This is a genomic window from Brevundimonas sp., from assembly GCF_003248455.1.
GTDB lineage: Bacteria > Pseudomonadota > Alphaproteobacteria > Caulobacterales > Caulobacteraceae > Brevundimonas.
Genome location: NZ_QFNM01000034.1, coordinates 1 through 15,253, shown reverse-complemented (window position 1 = coordinate 15,253; position 15,253 = coordinate 1). Strand labels below are relative to the sequence as shown.

General features: G+C 69.8%; 15 protein-coding genes. 8 read left to right on the top strand and 7 right to left on the bottom strand.

The genetic code is table 11. From position 1 onward, the window contains the following. Positions 1–35: 35 nt before the first annotated feature. Positions 36–3,122: an efflux RND transporter permease subunit gene (locus tag DI624_RS12920; protein ID WP_291539229.1), complete on the bottom strand. Its 3,087-nt coding sequence runs from the start codon at positions 3,120–3,122 to the stop codon at positions 36–38. Between the two features lie 10 nt (positions 3,123–3,132). Continuing rightward, entirely contained in the window at positions 3,133–4,296 is a 1,164-nt protein-coding gene (locus DI624_RS12915) for an efflux RND transporter periplasmic adaptor subunit (protein ID WP_291539227.1), read from the bottom strand. A 190-nt stretch (positions 4,297–4,486) separates the two neighbouring features. Here DI624_RS12915 and lepA point away from each other — a divergent pair, with 190 nt between their 5' ends. Next, complete coding sequence (lepA, locus tag DI624_RS12910; protein WP_291539225.1) at positions 4,487–6,295, top strand: translation elongation factor 4; 1,809 nt, start codon at positions 4,487–4,489, stop codon at positions 6,293–6,295. Between the two features lie 51 nt (positions 6,296–6,346). Here the strand turns inward: lepA and DI624_RS12905 are convergent, their stop codons facing one another. Further along, positions 6,347–7,099, bottom strand: coding sequence for an SDR family oxidoreductase (locus tag DI624_RS12905; protein ID WP_291539223.1), 753 nt, complete (start codon positions 7,097–7,099; stop codon positions 6,347–6,349). A 113-nt stretch (positions 7,100–7,212) separates the two neighbouring features. Here DI624_RS12905 and DI624_RS12900 point away from each other — a divergent pair, with 113 nt between their 5' ends. From DI624_RS12900 to DI624_RS12885, 4 genes are all read left to right on the top strand, one after another. Further along, positions 7,213–7,617 carry a helix-turn-helix domain-containing protein gene (locus DI624_RS12900; RefSeq protein WP_291539221.1) on the top strand — a complete coding sequence of 135 codons (405 nt, stop codon included), beginning with the start codon at positions 7,213–7,215 and terminating at the stop codon, positions 7,615–7,617. Positions 7,618–7,755: 138 nt separating this feature from the next. Further along, positions 7,756–8,061 carry a plasmid stabilization protein gene (locus DI624_RS12895; protein ID WP_291539219.1) on the top strand — a complete coding sequence of 102 codons (306 nt, stop codon included), beginning with the start codon at positions 7,756–7,758 and terminating at the stop codon, positions 8,059–8,061. A 246-nt stretch (positions 8,062–8,307) separates the two neighbouring features. Further along, entirely contained in the window at positions 8,308–8,808 is a 501-nt protein-coding gene (locus DI624_RS12890) for a ferritin-like domain-containing protein (protein ID WP_291539217.1), read from the top strand. Further along, positions 8,780–9,403, top strand: a complete 624-nt coding sequence (locus DI624_RS12885; RefSeq protein WP_291539216.1) for a cysteine hydrolase — start codon at positions 8,780–8,782, stop codon at positions 9,401–9,403. Before DI624_RS12890 ends, DI624_RS12885 begins: the two co-directional genes overlap by 29 nt. Positions 9,404–9,489: 86 nt before the next feature. On the opposite strand, the gene DI624_RS12880 is transcribed toward DI624_RS12885, so the two are convergent. Next, entirely contained in the window at positions 9,490–9,819 is a 330-nt protein-coding gene (locus DI624_RS12880; protein ID WP_291539214.1) for a DUF1491 family protein, read from the bottom strand. 94 nt (positions 9,820–9,913) lie between these two features. On the opposite strand from DI624_RS12880, the gene DI624_RS12875 reads away from it, so the two are divergent. Continuing rightward, a complete protein-coding gene (locus DI624_RS12875) occupies positions 9,914–10,747 on the top strand; it encodes a hypothetical protein (protein WP_291539212.1) in 834 nt (277 codons plus the stop codon). On the opposite strand, the gene DI624_RS12870 is transcribed toward DI624_RS12875, so the two are convergent. After that, positions 10,744–12,483 (bottom strand): HAMP domain-containing sensor histidine kinase, encoded by a 1,740-nt coding sequence (locus tag DI624_RS12870; RefSeq protein WP_291539210.1) that lies wholly within the window; start codon positions 12,481–12,483, stop codon positions 10,744–10,746. The genes DI624_RS12875 and DI624_RS12870 overlap by 4 nt on opposite strands. A gap of 163 nt (positions 12,484–12,646) precedes the next feature. On the opposite strand from DI624_RS12870, the gene DI624_RS12865 reads away from it, so the two are divergent. Further along, a complete protein-coding gene (locus tag DI624_RS12865) occupies positions 12,647–13,093 on the top strand; it encodes a SufE family protein (RefSeq protein ID WP_291539207.1) in 447 nt (148 codons plus the stop codon). Positions 13,094–13,135: 42 nt separating this feature from the next. On the opposite strand, the gene DI624_RS12860 is transcribed toward DI624_RS12865, so the two are convergent. Continuing rightward, the gene (locus tag DI624_RS12860) at positions 13,136–13,861 is read right to left on the bottom strand and encodes a DUF6456 domain-containing protein (protein ID WP_291539205.1); all 726 of its coding nucleotides are present in this window, start codon (positions 13,859–13,861) and stop codon (positions 13,136–13,138) included. Then, complete coding sequence (locus DI624_RS12855; protein ID WP_291539203.1) at positions 13,858–14,211, bottom strand: chromosomal replication initiator DnaA; 354 nt, start codon at positions 14,209–14,211, stop codon at positions 13,858–13,860. The genes DI624_RS12860 and DI624_RS12855 overlap by 4 nt, the downstream gene beginning before the upstream one ends. A gap of 363 nt (positions 14,212–14,574) precedes the next feature. On the opposite strand from DI624_RS12855, the gene ctrA reads away from it, so the two are divergent. Next, positions 14,575–15,253, top strand: a 679-nt coding sequence (ctrA, locus tag DI624_RS12850) for a response regulator transcription factor CtrA (RefSeq protein WP_291539201.1), incomplete at its 3' end; no start/stop codon positions are given.

The following is a 15,253-nucleotide window of genomic DNA, read 5'->3' as shown; positions in this document are numbered from 1 at the left end:
GGACCTGCCGCAGGTCCGCAAAGGGCTGATCGACCTCACTCCACCAGCGGCCTCGGCTTCGCCAGTTCCCTTTGTCCGGCCGTCTTGCGGTGCAGGATGCGGCGGCCCCAGCCGGCGAAGTCGTCGACGATGGTGAAGATGGCGGGGATGTAGAGCAGCGACAGGAAGGTCGAGGAGATCAGACCCCCCAGCACGGCGATGGCCATGGGCGAGCGGAACTGGACGTCGGCCCCGACCCCCAGGGCGATGGGCACCATGCCCGCGCCCATGGCGAAGGTGGTCATCAGGATGGGGCGGGCGCGCTTGTGCGCCGCATCCAGAATGGCCTCGCGACGGGGCATCCCGTCCCGCTCGGCCATGATGACGTAGTCGACCAGCAGGATGGAGTTCTTGGCCGCGATCCCCATCAGCATCAGCACCCCGATCAGGGCCGACATGGAGAAGTTGGCGCCGCCGATGGCCAAAGCGATGAAGGCGCCGCCGATGGCCAGGGGCAGGGCCGCCATGATGGTGATCGGATAGGCGAAGCTTTTGAACAGCAGGGTCAGCACCGCATACATCAGCAGTATGCCCGAGGCGAAGGCGATGGCGAAGCCGGTCAGCATCTCCTGGATGAACTCGGCGTCGCCGGCCGGCACCTGGCGCACGCCGGCGGGCAGGTTCTGGACCGAGGGCAGGCGGTTGACCGCCGCCCCCGCCGCGCCGGTGGTGGTCCCATCCAGTTCGGCGCTGATCGAGGCGATGCGCGAACGGTCCTGGCGGGCGACGGTGGCGGGGCCGGCGCCGAAGCGGATGTCGGCGACGGCGCTCAGCGGCACCGAGGCGCCGTTGTTGGCCGGCACCCGCAGGTTCTCCAGCACCGTCAGGTCCTCGCGCGCGGCCTCGGTCAGCTGCAGGCGGATCGGGACCTGGCGGTCGCCCAGATTGTATTTGGGCAGGTTCTGATCCACGTCGCCGATGGTGGCGACCCGCACGGCCTGGGAGATGGCGCCGGCCGAGACGCCGGCCAGGGCGGCCTCGTCGGGGCGCGGCGTGACCAGGATTTCGGGCCGGGCGATGGCGGCCGAGTTGACGATGTTGGCCAGGCCCGGAACGGAACGCATCTCGGCCTCGACCTTGCGCGCCGCCGCGTTCAGCGTGTCGGGATTGTCGCCCAGAAGCGAGAAGGTGTAGGTCGTGCCGTCGCCGGGGCCGCCGCCCTGCTGGGCGATGCCGGCGCGGATGCGGGCGCCGGGGATTTTCTTCAACTGATCCACCATGGTCCGGGCGAAGGCCTGCTGGCTCAGTTCGCGGTCGCCCTTGGGCACCAGGTCGGCGTAGACATTGGCCTGGGTCACGTCCTGGCCGCCGATGGCGGCGTAGACGGACGTCACCTCGGGCCGGGCCTCCAGCGTCCTCGTGACCTGCTGAACCACGGCGTCGGTCTGACGCAGGGTCGCGCCGGGCGGCAGCTCGACCTGGAAGGCGGCGCGCGCGGTGTCGCCCGGCGACATGAACTCGAACGACATCCGGGCCACGACGGCCGTGCCGATCGAGGCGACCAGGAACAGGATGCCGATGACGAACACCTTCCACCGATTGGCCAGCGACCAGCGCAGGGCCTTCAGATAGCCGCTCATCCAGAACGGATCGCGGTCCTCGTGGTGGGTGTGCTTCAGGATATAGGCCGCCATCAGCGGCGTCAGGGTGCGCGCCACCAGCAGGGAGAAGACCACCGACACGCAGGCCGCCAGGGCGAAGGCCTTGAAGAACTGGCCGATGATGCCCGGCATGAAGCCCACGGGGGCGAAGACGGCGACGATGGTCGCGGTGGTGGCCACGACCGCCAGGCCGATCTCGTCGGCCGCCTCCAGCGAGGCGTCGTAGGGCGGCTTCCCATCGCGCATGTGGCGCACGATGTTCTCGATCTCCACGATGGCGTCGTCGACCAGGATGCCGATGGTCAAGGACAGGGCCAGCAGCGTCACCACGTTCAGCGACTGGTCCATCGGCCCCAGGATGGCGAAGGTCGGGATCAGCGACATCGGCATGGCCGTCGCCGCGATGAAGGTGGCCCGCCAGTCGCGCAGGAAGATGAAGACGATCACCACCGCCAGGGCCGCGCCCAGCAGCAGGGCTTCCAGCGAGGCCAGATAGGATTCCTCGATCTGTTCGACGCTGGCCGTAACCTGGCTGATGGTCAGTTCCGGGTGGGCGTCGTCCAGCTTCTTGACCTCGGCGCGGACCCGGTCGGCCACCTTGACCTCGGACGCCGTGCGCGAGCGCAGGAAGTTGAAGGTCACGGCCTCCTGGCCGTTGTAGCGGGCCAGACGGCGCGGCTCGCTCCACTTGTCCTCGACCGTGCCCAGATCGTCGAGCCGGACGGTCTTGCCGTCGCCCAGCGGCACCAGGGTGTCGCGCAACTGCTGGACCGAGGTGGCGGCGCCCAGGGTGCGCACGGCCCGTTCGGACCCGGCGATGGTGACGCGGCCGCCCGGCAGGTTGTTGTTGACGTTGTTCAGGGCCTGGCTGACCTGGGCGGCCGTGACGCCGTAGGCGGCCAGCCGCTGGGGGTCCAGCTCGACCCGCATCTCGCGGTCCACCCCGCCCGAGCGGTTGACCTCGCCCACCCCGCCCAGGGCCAGCAGGGCGCGGCTGACGTCGTTGTCGATGAACCAGCTGATCTCCTCGGGCGTCATGGTCGGAGAGCGCACGACATAGGTGATCAGGGCGTCGCCGGTGATGTCGATGCGCTGGACGGCCGGCTCCTGCATGTCCTGGGGCAGGCTGGCGCGCAGGCCGCTCATGGCGTTGCGCACGTCGTTGGTGGCGCGTTCGGTGTCGGTGCCCAGTTCGAACTCGATGGTCGTGGTCGAGACGCCGTCGCTGACGTTGGAATAGATGTGGCGCACGCCCGACAGGCCGGCGATGGAATCCTCGATCAGGCGCGTGACCTGCACCTCCATCTCCGCCGGGGCCGAGCCGGGGCGGGCGGCGGTGACGGCGACCAGGGGGAAGTCGATGTCGGGGTTCTGATTGATCCGCATCCCCGAGAAGCCGACCACGCCGCCGAGCGTCAGCAGCAGGAACAGCAGGATGATCGGAATGGGATTCTTGATCGCCCAGGACGACATCTGATTCATGGCGTCGGTCCTAGTTGGCGGCGGCGGGCTGAGCGGCGGCGGGCTGGCCGGCGGCGGGCTGGGCGGCGACGGCCGGGGCCACGTTGACGCGGTCGCCCTCGTTCAGGAAGCCCGCGCCGTCCACCACGACGCGCGCGCCGGCGTTGACGCCCGAGACCGCCGTCAGGGCGTCGGTGCGCGACAGCACCGTGATCGGCTGGAAATGCACCGTGCCGTCGCCGTTCAGGACGAAGACGCCGGGCTTGTTCTCGCGGTACAGCACCGCGCCGGTCGGCACGGTGGTCGCCGGCTGGTCGCCCACGGCGATGTCGGCGCGCGCGAACATCCCCGGCCGCAGCTGCGATCCGGGCGACAGGGAGATGCGGGCCAGGCCCAGCCGGGTCGAGGCGTCCACCTGGGGCGTGACGATGCGGACCGAGCCGGTGGTCTGGCCGGCCTCGCTGGAGGTCACGGTCGCGGACTGGCCGGCGCGGACCAGGCCCAGTTCGGTCTCGGGCACCTGGGCGTCCAGCTCCAGCCGGCCGTCGCGGACCATGCGGAACAGTTCGGTCCCGGCGGCGATGATCTGGCCCTTGGTCACGCTGCGGCTGACGATCAGGCCGCCGACGGGCGCGCGGACGGTGGCCTGGGACAGCTGGGTCTGGGTCTGGGCCAGGGCGGCGCGGGCGGCCGACAGATTGGCCGTGGAGGACCGCTGGTTGGCCAGGGCCGTGTCCAGCGACGCCTGGCTGAGGAAGCCGCGTTCCTTCAACTGCTGGGCGCGGTCCAGGGCGGCGTCGTCGCGCGCCACGTTCGCCTCGGCCAACTGCACCTGGGCCTGCTGCTGGCGCAGCTGGGCGCGCAGCAGGACGTCGTTCATCTGCACCAGGGGCTGGCCCTGGCGAACATAGGCGCCTTCGTCGACATAGACGGCGACCGCGGTCAGGCCGCCGGTCTCGGCCGCGACCGGCACTTCCTCCCAGGCGGAGACGGTGCCCGACGCGGTCACGGTGCGGTTCAGGCTGGTCTGGGCCACGGCGGCGACGCTGACGGTCTGGCGCGAGCCGCCGGCGGTCTTCTCCGCCGTCTTGTCCTCGCCATGACCGCCGCAGCCGGCCAGCAGCAGGGCCGACAGCACGAGGACCGAGGGGGCGACGGCGCCGAAGGCGGGCCGGGTGCGGGTCGTCTTGGACAAGGCGGCGTTCCTCACGGTTCAGGCGAAGCGACCGCGTGGGCAGGCGCGGTCGAGCCGGGCTTCATACAATGTCCCGCGTCGCCCCGAAACGGCGAAAGCGATTGTTGCAAAGCCTTAATCTGGAACTGCGGGAGGCTCGGATCGCGCCCTGCGCTGGCCCCCGGCCCCGGCCCGTGATAGGGGCGCGCGGATGACGACTCCCCCTATCTCGAACATTCGGAACTTCAGCGTGGTCGCGCACATCGACCACGGCAAGTCGACCCTGTCGGACCGGCTGATCCAGCACACCGGCGGCCTGACCGCGCGCGAGATGTCCGAGCAGGTGCTCGACAACATGGAGATCGAGAAGGAACGGGGCATCACCATCAAGGCCCAGACCGTGCGCCTGACCTACAGGGCGCGCGACGGCCAGGACTATATCCTGAACCTGATGGACACGCCCGGCCACGTGGACTTCGCCTACGAGGTGTCGCGCTCGCTGGCCGCCTGCGAAGGCTCCCTGCTGGTCGTGGACGCCTCGCAAGGGGTCGAGGCCCAGACCCTGGCCAACGTCTATCAGGCCATCGACAACAACCACGAGATCGTCCCCGTCCTGAACAAGGTCGATCTGCCCGCCGCCGAGCCGGATCGCGTCCGCGCCCAGATCGAGGACGTGATCGGCATCGACGCCTCCGAGGCCGTCCTGGCCAGCGCCAAGTCCGGCATCGGCATCGAGGAGGTGCTGGAGGCCATCGTCACCAAGCTCCCGGCGCCCAGGGGCGATGCGAATGCGCCCTTGAAGGCCATGCTGGTCGACGCCTGGTACGACCCCTACCTCGGCGTCGTCGTGCTGGTGCGGGTGTTCGACGGGGTGCTGAAGACCGGGATGCGGGTCAAGATGATGCGCAACGGCTCGACCCACCTGATCGACCGGGTCGGCGTCTTCCTGCCCAAGAACACGCCCGTGGACCAGCTCGGCCCCGGCGAGGTCGGCTTCATCACAGCCCAGATCAAGGAAGTGGCCCACGCCGCCGTCGGCGACACCATCACCGACGAGAAGAGGCCGACCGCGGAGCCGCTGAAGGGCTTCAAGGAGGTCCAGTCGGTGGTCTTCTGCGGCCTGTTCCCGGTGGACGCCGCCGACTTCGAGGACCTGCGCGCCGCCATCGGCAAGCTGCGCCTGAACGACGCCAGTTTCACCTACGAGATGGAAAGCTCGGCGGCGCTGGGCTTCGGCTTCCGCTGCGGCTTCCTCGGTTTGCTGCACCTGGAGATCATCCAGGAGCGCCTGAGCCGCGAGTTCAACCTCGACCTGATCGCCACGGCGCCGTCGGTCGTCTACAAGATCGGCCTGCGCGACGGGACCGAGATGGACCTGCACAACCCGGCCGACCTGCCCGACGTGATGCAGATCGAGACCATCGCCGAACCCTGGATCAAGGCCACCATCCTGACGCCCGACGAATACCTGGGCGGGGTGATCAAGCTGTGCCAGGACCGTCGCGGCCAGCAGATCGAACTGTCCTACGTCGGCAACCGCGCCATGGTGGTCTATGAGCTGCCGCTGAACGAGGTGGTGTTCGACTTCTACGACCGGCTGAAGTCGATCTCGAAGGGCTATGCCTCGTTCGACTACGAGATCACCGAATACAAGGTCGGCGACCTGGTGAAGATGTCCATCCTGGTCAACGCCGAGCCGGTCGACGCCCTGTCCATGCTGGTCCACCGCGCCCGCGCCGAGACGCGCGGCCGGGGCATGGTCGAGAAGATGAAGGAGCTGATCCCGCCCCACCTGTTCCAGATCCCGATCCAGGCGGCCATCGGGGGCAAGATCATCGCCCGCGAGACGGTGCGGGCGCTGCGCAAGGACGTGACCTCGAAATGCTATGGCGGCGACGCCACCCGCAAGAAGAAGCTGCTGGAGAAGCAGAAGGCCGGCAAGAAGCGGATGCGCCAGTTCGGCAAGGTCGAAATCCCGCAGGAAGCCTTCATCGCGGCGCTCAAGATGGACGAGGATTGATCCCACAGCGTCTCCCTCCCCGGACGGGAGGGAGATGCTTTCGGTGCCGCCTCAGTGCGCCCCGTTCAGACGCTCGAACACCGCCTCGTAGCCGTTCGCTTCGGCGAACCGCAGCGGCTTGACCCGTTCGACCAGGATTTCGCCGCGCGGCGTCTCGCCCCGTTCGATCAGGCCGATCACTTCGCTGGTGAAGTCCGCCAGCGGCATGGACTGGGGATTTTCCGCATGGCCCGGCATCAGGTCGGTGGCCACGGCGGGCGGGGCCAGCTCCAGCACCTCGACCGAGGTGTCGGCCAGCTGACGCCGCAGCGACTGGGTCCAGGAATGGATCGCCGCCTTGCTGGCGTTGTATGTCGGCGTGGCCACCAGCGGAACGAAGGCCAGGCCCGAGCTCACGGTGATCACCGTGGACGCCGTCTGTGCCCGCAGATGCGGCAGCAGCGCCGTCGTCAGGCGGATCGGCCCCAGCAGGTTGGTCGTGATGGTCGCCTCCACAACGTCCAGGTCGAACGGCTCGGCCTTCAGGTCTTCGGCCAGCATGATGCCGGCGTTGTTGATGACCACGTTCAGGGCGGGGTGATCGCGAACGACCTGGGCGGCGAAGGCGCGGATCGCGGCCGGATCGGCGACGTCCAGCGCGGCCCAGGCCATGCCCGGATTGGCCTCGACCACCGCCTTCAGCGCGCTCTCGCGGCGGCCGGTGATGACGACCTGGTTGCCGCGTGCGTGCAGGGCCTCGGCCAGGGCGCGGCCGATGCCGGAGCCGCCGCCGGTGATCAGGATGGTGTTGCCGGTGATGTTCATGGGTGTCTCTCCTGACGGGGTGCGTCGTTGCGACAGACGAGGCATGGCTGACGCTCTCCATTGGAAAGCAGGCACCAAAAGTCGCCATACTTACCCGAGTGAAAGATTTGGATATGACGGCCGTTCCGCCTGCAAGAATTTCGCATCCCGAGACCGGAGAATACGCCGATCCCCGCGTCGAGGCCCTGGTCAATGACGTGATCGGCCGTGTGGCGGACAAATGGACGATGCTGATCCTGGAGGTCCTGGCCGAACACGGCGAGCAGCGCTTCACCCGCCTCGGCGGCCTGGTCGGCGGGATCAGCCAGAAGATGCTGACGCAGACCCTGCGCCAGATGGAGCGCGACGGCCTGGTGATCCGCACCGTTCACCCCGTCATCCCGCCCAAGGTCGAATACCGGCTGACCGACCTGGGCCTCACCCTGGCCGAAGCCTTCTGCGGCGTCTGGACCTGGGCCGAACGGAACATCGACCGTATCGAGGCCGCGCGCGCGGCCTTCGACGGGCGAAAGGGATAGCGCCCGGCGCCCCCTCACGGCGCCTCGCCGGCCCGGTTCGCCTTCGCACGCAAGCGGCGGTCGACCGATCCTTGCGCTCAAGCTGAAACCGCGACCGGGGTTGCGTGTTGTTCTGGCGGAAACGCCAGGAGGAAGACCATGCCCCGGGGAGACAAGTCCGCCTATACCGACAAGCAGGAGCGCAAGGCCGATCATATCGCCGAGGGCTACGAGAAGCGCGGCGTGTCCGAAAAGGAGGCCGAGCGACGCGCCTGGGCCACCGTGAACAAGGACGACGGGGGCGGCAAGAAAAGCGGCTCGGGACGCGGCAAGTCCACCGGCCATCCCGCCGCCCGCAAGGGCGGTCGCAAGGGCGGCGCGGCCGCTGCGGCGCGCCCCGAGGCCGACCGCTCCGCCGCCGCCCGCAAGGGCTGGGAGACCCGTCGCCGCAAGGCCGCGCATTGACGAACCCCGAAATGGACCGCGCGCCGATCCCGCCCCGCCCGGACAGCCGCCCAGACAGCAGATCGGGCCTGGCCCAGGGCGGCCTGGGCGGACCCGAGGACCAGCTTCTGCAGGACGGGCAGGAAGAGGTCTTCGCCCGCGCCGAGGTCGAAAGCGGCCGCATCGAACACCACGCCGACGCCGATTCCCCTCCGTCCCCGTCGGAGGCGAAACCTTCATCACCCACCGCAAAACCAGGAGACCAAGATGGCTGAGAAAACCCTAGACAACCTGTTCTACGACACCCTCAAGGACATCTATTACGCCGAGCGCAAGATCCTGAAGGGCCTCAAGAAGATGTCCAAGGGCGCCCAGGCGCCCGAGCTGAAGGCCGCCTTCGACAAACACTATGAAGAGACCGAGGGCCAGATCGAGCGCCTGCAGCAGGTGTTCGAGATCATCGGCAAGCGCGCCCAGGGCAAGACCTGCGACGCCATCGAGGGCATTCTGGCCGAAGGCGACGAGATCCTGGAGGAATACGAAGGGACCGACGCCCTGGACGCCGGCCTGATCTCGGCGGCGCAGGCCGTGGAGCATTACGAGATCACCCGCTACGGCACCCTGAAACGCTGGGCCACGCTGCTGGGCTACGACGACGCCGCCCGCCTGCTGGACGAGACCCTGACCGAAGAGTCCAAGACCGACGAAAGCCTGACGGCCCTGGCCGACGCCAAGGCCAATGCGAAAGCCCAAGGCGCCGCCGCCTGACATGGGCCACGGGCTGCGAGACGCCATTCCGGCCACCGCCGTTCATCTGTGCATCGACATGCAGCGGATGTTCGTGGAGGACACGGAATGGCGCGCGCCTTGGGCGGAGCGGGTGCTGCCGGTCATCGTCGGCCTGTGCGAACGGCATGCCGAACGCACCTGCTTCACCCGCTTCATCCCGGCGGATCGGCCGGGCGATGGACGGGGCCGGTGGAAGGACTACTGGACGCGCTGGCCGCAGATGACGCGAGAGCGGTTGGCCCCCGGCCTGATCGACCTGGCCGTGCCGCTCCAGCGGTTCGTCCCGCCGGCCTGGGTGCTGGACAAATGGGTCTATTCGCCCTGGATCGCCACCGACCTGGACGCCGTGCTGCGCCGCAGCGGGGTCGTCACCGGGGCGGAAACCGATGTCTGCGTCCTGGCGGCGGTCCTGGGCGGGGTCGATCTGGGCTATCGGATGGTGGTGGTTTCCGACGCCGTATGCAGTTCCGCCGACGAACCGCACGACGCCCTGATGGCCCTGTATCACGATCGGTTCGCCGTCCAGGTCGAGACGGCCGAAAGCGAAGAGGTCCTGGCCGCCTGGTCCGCCTGAAGTCGGGTCCGCCCGACGTCTGGCCGCATTGCATCGCGACGAGGCGGGGACCGTGGAGCGCGTTCGAGAGCGCAGGCTGGGCGGCCCTATTCCCGCACCGTCTCGGTGATGAAATGCCGACCCTGCCTGTCCTCGATCTCCACCACCCATAGGTCGGGGTCGTAGCCGCGCTGGCGGGCGATATAGGCGTCCAGCTCGCTTTCGCTGTCCGAGGTGACGGGCTGGATCCACAGCCGATCGCCGTCGGGACCGAAGGCCTCGGTGAACAGGCGGGCGGTGCGGGTGGACGCATCATAGGCCTTGACGATGACCGAGCCGGCGCGGTCGTCGCCCTTCTTGACCACGGTGGCGTAGGCGCCCCCGATCTCGGCGCGGCGGATCAGGGCGCTGACCCACAGGTCGCTGGAAAGAAGCAATTCGCTAACCCTGCTCGCACACGGAACCCCAACGCTGAGCCGCTAGGGTCGGGGCATGAGGATAGGCCTTTCCCCCCGGCGGACCCAAGCCCTGATGTCGGCCCCGATCACGGCCCTGCTGATCGCCGCGACCCCCGTCGCCGCCTTCGCCGCGCCGCAGGACCGCTATTACGAGCGCGCCTTCGTGCTGGCCGCCAACGACCGCTGCGGCCTGTTCGAGCCGCAGTTGACCGCCGCCCTGACCGCCGCCGCCTACCAGGCGCGGGGCGCGGCCCTGCGCGCGGGCGCCAACGACCGCCAACTGGCCGAGACGGCCCAGCGGGCGCGGGCGCGGGCGGGCGTCACCCCGTGCGGCTCCGCCGATCTGAAGACGGTCCAGGGCCGGGTCCAGACCGCCTTCTCCGGCTGGTCGCGCACGACGCGGATGCAGTTTCCCGGCGACCGCGCGGGCTGGAGCGCCGACCGCGCCGCCTATTCCCGCCCGACCTGGCGGCTGATGCAGGCGACCACGACCGGCGCCTCGCCGGTGCGGTTCGGCGTGGTGGGCGGCATGGACCGGCCCGACCAGCTGGCGGCCGTGGTGTCGTGGCGCGGGCGCTCGCGTCCGACGGGGGCCAGAATCGTGATGCGCGACGCGGGCGTGGCGCCGCGTCCGTGGCTGTCGCGGGGCCTGCCGCCGGCGGTGCAGCGCCGCGCCTTCTGGGCCGCCGGGGTCCAGGCGGCGGACCGCGCCCTGCTGGCCGAGGGCCGCGCCGAGGGCCAGGCCTGGGTCTTTCCCGCCGCCGCCGCCAACGCCCTGTCGCGGCTGGACCCGCGCGAGGTCTTCACGGTCGAATTCGTCTTCCGCGACGGCAGCATCGCCCGCTCCACCTTCGAGGCCGGCGACTTCCCGGCGGGCCGGGCGTTCCTGGCGATGGGGCAGGTTTAGGGAACCGCATCGGCGGGCCGTGGCGAAGCGACCGGCGCAGCCGTCTCGACCTCGGCGGACCCCGCCGCCATCACCGGCAGGCGCACCACCACCGCGGCGCCTTCGCCCAGGGTGCTGTCGATGGTCATGCGGCCGCCGTGCAGTTCGGTCAGGCTGCGGACCAGGGACAGGCCCAGGCCCGTGCCTTGCGCCTTCTGGTCGGCGCCGCCGGCCTGTTCGAAGGGGCGGCCCAGGCGTTTCAGGTCTTCGGGGGCGATGCCGACGCCGGTGTCCGACACCGCCAGCTCCAGGTCCGGGCCGTCCGCGTCCAGCGTCAGGGTGACGGCGCCGCCGGCCGGGGTGAATTTGACCGCATTGGACAACAGGTTCAGCGCCATCTGCTTCAGGGCGCGGGCGTCGGCGCGCACCTTCAGCGGCTCGGCCGACAGGACGGCGGCCAGATCGACCCCCTTGTCGTCGGCCTGCAGCCGGACCAGGGCCACGGCGGCCGAGACGGCGTCGCGCGCGTCGAACTCGGCCATGGCCAGCTGATAGCGTTCGGCCTCGATCTTGGACAGGTCCAGCACGTCGTTGATCAGGTCCAGCAGATGGCCGCCCGCCTGGTGGATGGCGTCGGCGTATCCGGCGTAACGTTCGGGCAGGGGGCCGAACAGGCGCTGGCGCATGATGTCGGCGAAGCCCAGGACGGCGTTCAGGGGGGTGCGCAGCTCGTGGCTCATATTGGCCAGGAAGCGGGTCTTGCCGGCGGACTGGGCCTCGGCCTCGACACGGGCGGTCTCCAGGCCCAGCTCGCGCGCGAACTGGGCCGTGCCGTCGAACGCCTGGGCGATCAGGCGGGGCGGGTCGCCCGCGTGAACGAACGGCGCCGCGATCAGGATCACGCGCCGGTCCAGGGCGGCGCGCGGGCTGAACTGCACCTCGGCCGTCTGGCCCGACAGGGCGCGCGACAGGGCGGCCGAGACGGCGGGCCGGTCCGGGGCGTGGACGCCGGCGATCAGCCCCTGGTCCAAAAGGACGGGCACGGACAGGGCGGGCGGGGCGGCGCCCCAGGTCGCGACCGCCTGGCCCGACGGCTCCAGCAACAGGGTCAGGGCGGGCTGGTCCGCCAGCAGGGCGGCGATGCGCTCGGCCTGGCTTTCGGCCAGGGCCAGGCGGCGCCGGCGCTGGCCCCAGGTCAGGCGCAGGGCCGAGCCGACGGCCCCGAGCGCCAGAAAGGCCGAGGCCGCGGCCAGCAGGGGGGCTTGCGCCTCCGGCCCGTTCAGCCAGCTGGAGGTCAGGCCGCTGAAGATCGGCAGGAGGACGCCGAACACGCCCAGCCAGGTCAGGCCGTCGCGGCCCGTCCGGTCGTGATCCAGGGCGATCCCCGCCGCCAGGGGCAGGGCGACCAGGCCGGGCAGGGCGCCGGTCACGCCCCCCGTCAGACCCGCCGCCGCCGTCGCCGCGACCAGCCAGCCGACCATGATCCCCAGCCGCAGGCCTAGGGTGTCGCGCACCATCAGCGCCACCCCCAGCACGCCGGGCAGGGCCATGATCAGCAGGGCCGCCAACGGCCCGTCGCGCAACCCGTCCAGCATCTGGGCCGACAGGGCCGTCAGGCTGACCGCAACGGCCCAGACGGCGTGCCACAGGGCGAGCAGGGGCGCCGCCGGCGGCGCGCCGTCCCGAACCCCGTCGTCGCCGCCATGCGGAGCCGGGCGTCGGTCGTCGTGCGGGAAGGGGCGGGCGGGTGAGGTCAAGCAGCGGGGCCGGTGTTCATGTCCGCCTCCAGACTAGTCGCGCCCTTGAGTCGGCGCGAGGCCGCTCCCCCCTCAGGCGAACCCGGTCGCGACGTTCACCATGAATACCGGGGGACAAAACGGCCGGTTGTCGTTAACGGCGGGGCGGCCTATCTGGCGGCGCATGACCGCAACGCCCGACCGCACCCCCCCGACCGACAGTCTGGAACAGACCCTGGCCGAACTGGTCGACGACTTCGACCTGCTGGGCGACTGGGAGCAGCGGATCGAATATGTGATCGAACTGGGCAGGGGGCTGGCCCCCCTGGACGATGCGGATCGGACCGAGGCCAACAAGGTGCCGGGCTGCGCCGCCCAGGTCTGGTTGGCCGTGACCCCGGCGGACGGCCGCCTGTGGTTCGCCGCCGACAGCGACAGCGCCCTGTCCAAGGGCAATATCGCCCTGCTGCTGAAACTGTATTCGGGCCGCTCGCCGTCCGAGATCCTGGCCTTCGACGCCAGGGCGGCGCTGGACCGCCTGGGCCTGCCCTCGGCCCTGACCCGCCAGCGCGCCAACGGCCTGAACAGCATGGTCGGGCGGATCAGAGAGGCGGCGCTGGCGGCCGGCTGACCTTCGCCGAAACGGGGTGCAATGTGTGCGCTTCGTCTGACATCACCCGACGCCATAGTGTTCGGCCAGCGCTTGCAGCGCCCGTTTCAGCACCGTCTTGCCCTGGCGGCGGCGCAGGCCCAGGCCCGTCTCGGCCAGTTGCAGGCTGTCGCCGTGGATGCAGATGCGGCTCAGCATGGGTCGCAGGCGCGGGCCGACGGCGGCCAGCGCCGCCTCCACCCGGCGCGCGGCCGACAGGGCGCGGTCGGTCGGCTCCAGCCGCGCTGCGGTCCCCGCGCTTCCCGATCCGTGTTGCGGCAGGGCGTCCCAGCGCATGGTCACACACGGGCCGCGCAGGGCGAACTCGGCCTCGCGCCGCAGCCGTTCGCCCGCCGCCGCCTCGGCCGGGGTCAGCCACGGCCGACCCGACACGTCCTTGCGCCGCGCCAGCCAGGCGATGGGGCTTTCGCCCAGATTGGCCGCGCGCCGGGCCAGCCGCCCGTCGGGCTGGATCAGGTCGCGTTCGCCCAGGACCATGCCCGGCCGTCCGGGCGGGGCGGGTGCGACAGTCTCGGCGACCGGGCGCGCCTGCCAGCCGCCGCCGGGCCGGGCGCGCAGGCCCGGCCGCTCGACCAGGGCGCGGAACTCGGCCTCGGTCAGCGTCAGGCTGATGCGGCTGCGCCGATCCGCCGACAGCCGCAGCGTATAGCCGCCGCCCTTGTCCTGGGGCGCCAGCCAGGCGCCGGACCGGGTCATCAGGTCCCGCGCGCGCTCCACGATCCGGCTCATCGCGCCAAGTCCAGCACGGGCGGCTGATACAGGCCCTGGATGCAGGTCTCCAGTTCGTTCAGCAGGTCGTCGACGGTGCGCCGGTCGCGCTCGTCCTCGACCCAGCGGCAGGCCGCCCCGACGCTGGCCCGATTGACGCCGAAGACATGGCTGACCCGCTCCAGCGTCCAGCCGAAGGCGATGTGCGACAGATACATGGCCAGCCAGCGCGGGCGCGCGGCGCGCGGATGCATCCGACCCTTGCCGATCATCTGCGACGGGCGCGCTCCCGTGCGGGCGGCGACCAGATGGATGGCCAGCCCGGCCTTGATCCGGTCCTCCTCGCTGACCGGCACGATATAGTCCTCCACGGCGAACGCCTCCCTGCTTGCTCGAAATCCAACGCCGACACGATAGGCGCTCCCGACCTGGAGATAGGAATAAAAACCTACACGACGTCAAAATCGGTCGTTTCGCCTTGGCCGCCCTGAGGTTGCGGGCGGGGCGTTATGATGGACGGCCGCCCCGCGCGGCCGCCCGTCGCGACGGACAGGGTTAATAAATTCCGAATCCTTGACTCGGCCCACTCGACGCCGATTCGCAAATCAGCCTAGATTCGCCTCAATCGGATGGCGTTAACCCTTCTTAAGGTTTTCACGTCTTAACCTGCGAACAAGGTTACTCGGGCGTAAGCCAGGGTCGTTACCGCAAAGCCATGGCCTGGAGGGGCACGAATGCGCGTCCTGTTGATTGAAGACGATCACGCAACTGCCCAAAGCATCGAACTGATGCTGAAGTCGGAAGGCTTCAACGTCTACACGACCGACCTGGGCGAAGAAGGCATCGATCTGGGCAAGATCTATGACTACGATCTCATTCTTCTTGACCTGAACCTGCCGGACATGAGCGGCCTGGAAGTCCTGCGCCAGCTGCGCGTGGGCAAGGTCAACACCCCGGTCATGATCCTGTCGGGCAGCCACGAGATCGAAACCAAGGTCAAGACCTTCGGCGGCGGCGCCGACGACTACATGACCAAGCCCTTCCACAAGGACGAGCTGATCGCGCGCACCCACGCCGTGGTCCGCCGCTCCAAGGGTCACGCCCAGGCCATCATCCACACCGGCGAGATCGCTGTGAACCTGGACGCCAAGACGGTCGAGGTGAACGGCCACCGGGTGCATCTGACCGGCAAGGAATACCAGATGCTGGAGCTGCTCAGCCTGCGCAAGGGCACGACCCTGACCAAGGAAATGTTCCTGAACCACCTGTACGGCGGCATGGACGAGCCGGAACTGAAGATCATCGACGTCTTCATCTGCAAGCTGCGCAAGAAGCTGGCCACCGCCGCCGACGGCAAACACTATATCGAAACCGTCTGGGGCCGCGGCTACGTCCTGCGCGACCCGGCCGAGG

Coding starts and splice junctions, on each gene's coding strand:
- DI624_RS12920 (WP_291539229.1), bottom strand. CDS start 3,122: ATGAATCAGATGTCGTCCTGGGCGATCAAGAATCCCATTCCGATCATC.
- lepA (WP_291539225.1), top strand. CDS start 4,487: ATGACGACTCCCCCTATCTCGAACATTCGGAACTTCAGCGTGGTCGCG.
- DI624_RS12905 (WP_291539223.1), bottom strand. CDS start 7,099: ATGAACATCACCGGCAACACCATCCTGATCACCGGCGGCGGCTCCGGC.
- DI624_RS12900 (WP_291539221.1), top strand. CDS start 7,213: ATGACGGCCGTTCCGCCTGCAAGAATTTCGCATCCCGAGACCGGAGAA.
- DI624_RS12895 (WP_291539219.1), top strand. CDS start 7,756: ATGCCCCGGGGAGACAAGTCCGCCTATACCGACAAGCAGGAGCGCAAG.
- DI624_RS12890 (WP_291539217.1), top strand. CDS start 8,308: ATGGCTGAGAAAACCCTAGACAACCTGTTCTACGACACCCTCAAGGAC.
- DI624_RS12885 (WP_291539216.1), top strand. CDS start 8,780: ATGCGAAAGCCCAAGGCGCCGCCGCCTGACATGGGCCACGGGCTGCGA.
- DI624_RS12875 (WP_291539212.1), top strand. CDS start 9,914: ATGTCGGCCCCGATCACGGCCCTGCTGATCGCCGCGACCCCCGTCGCC.
- DI624_RS12865 (WP_291539207.1), top strand. CDS start 12,647: ATGACCGCAACGCCCGACCGCACCCCCCCGACCGACAGTCTGGAACAG.
- DI624_RS12860 (WP_291539205.1), bottom strand. CDS start 13,861: ATGAGCCGGATCGTGGAGCGCGCGCGGGACCTGATGACCCGGTCCGGC.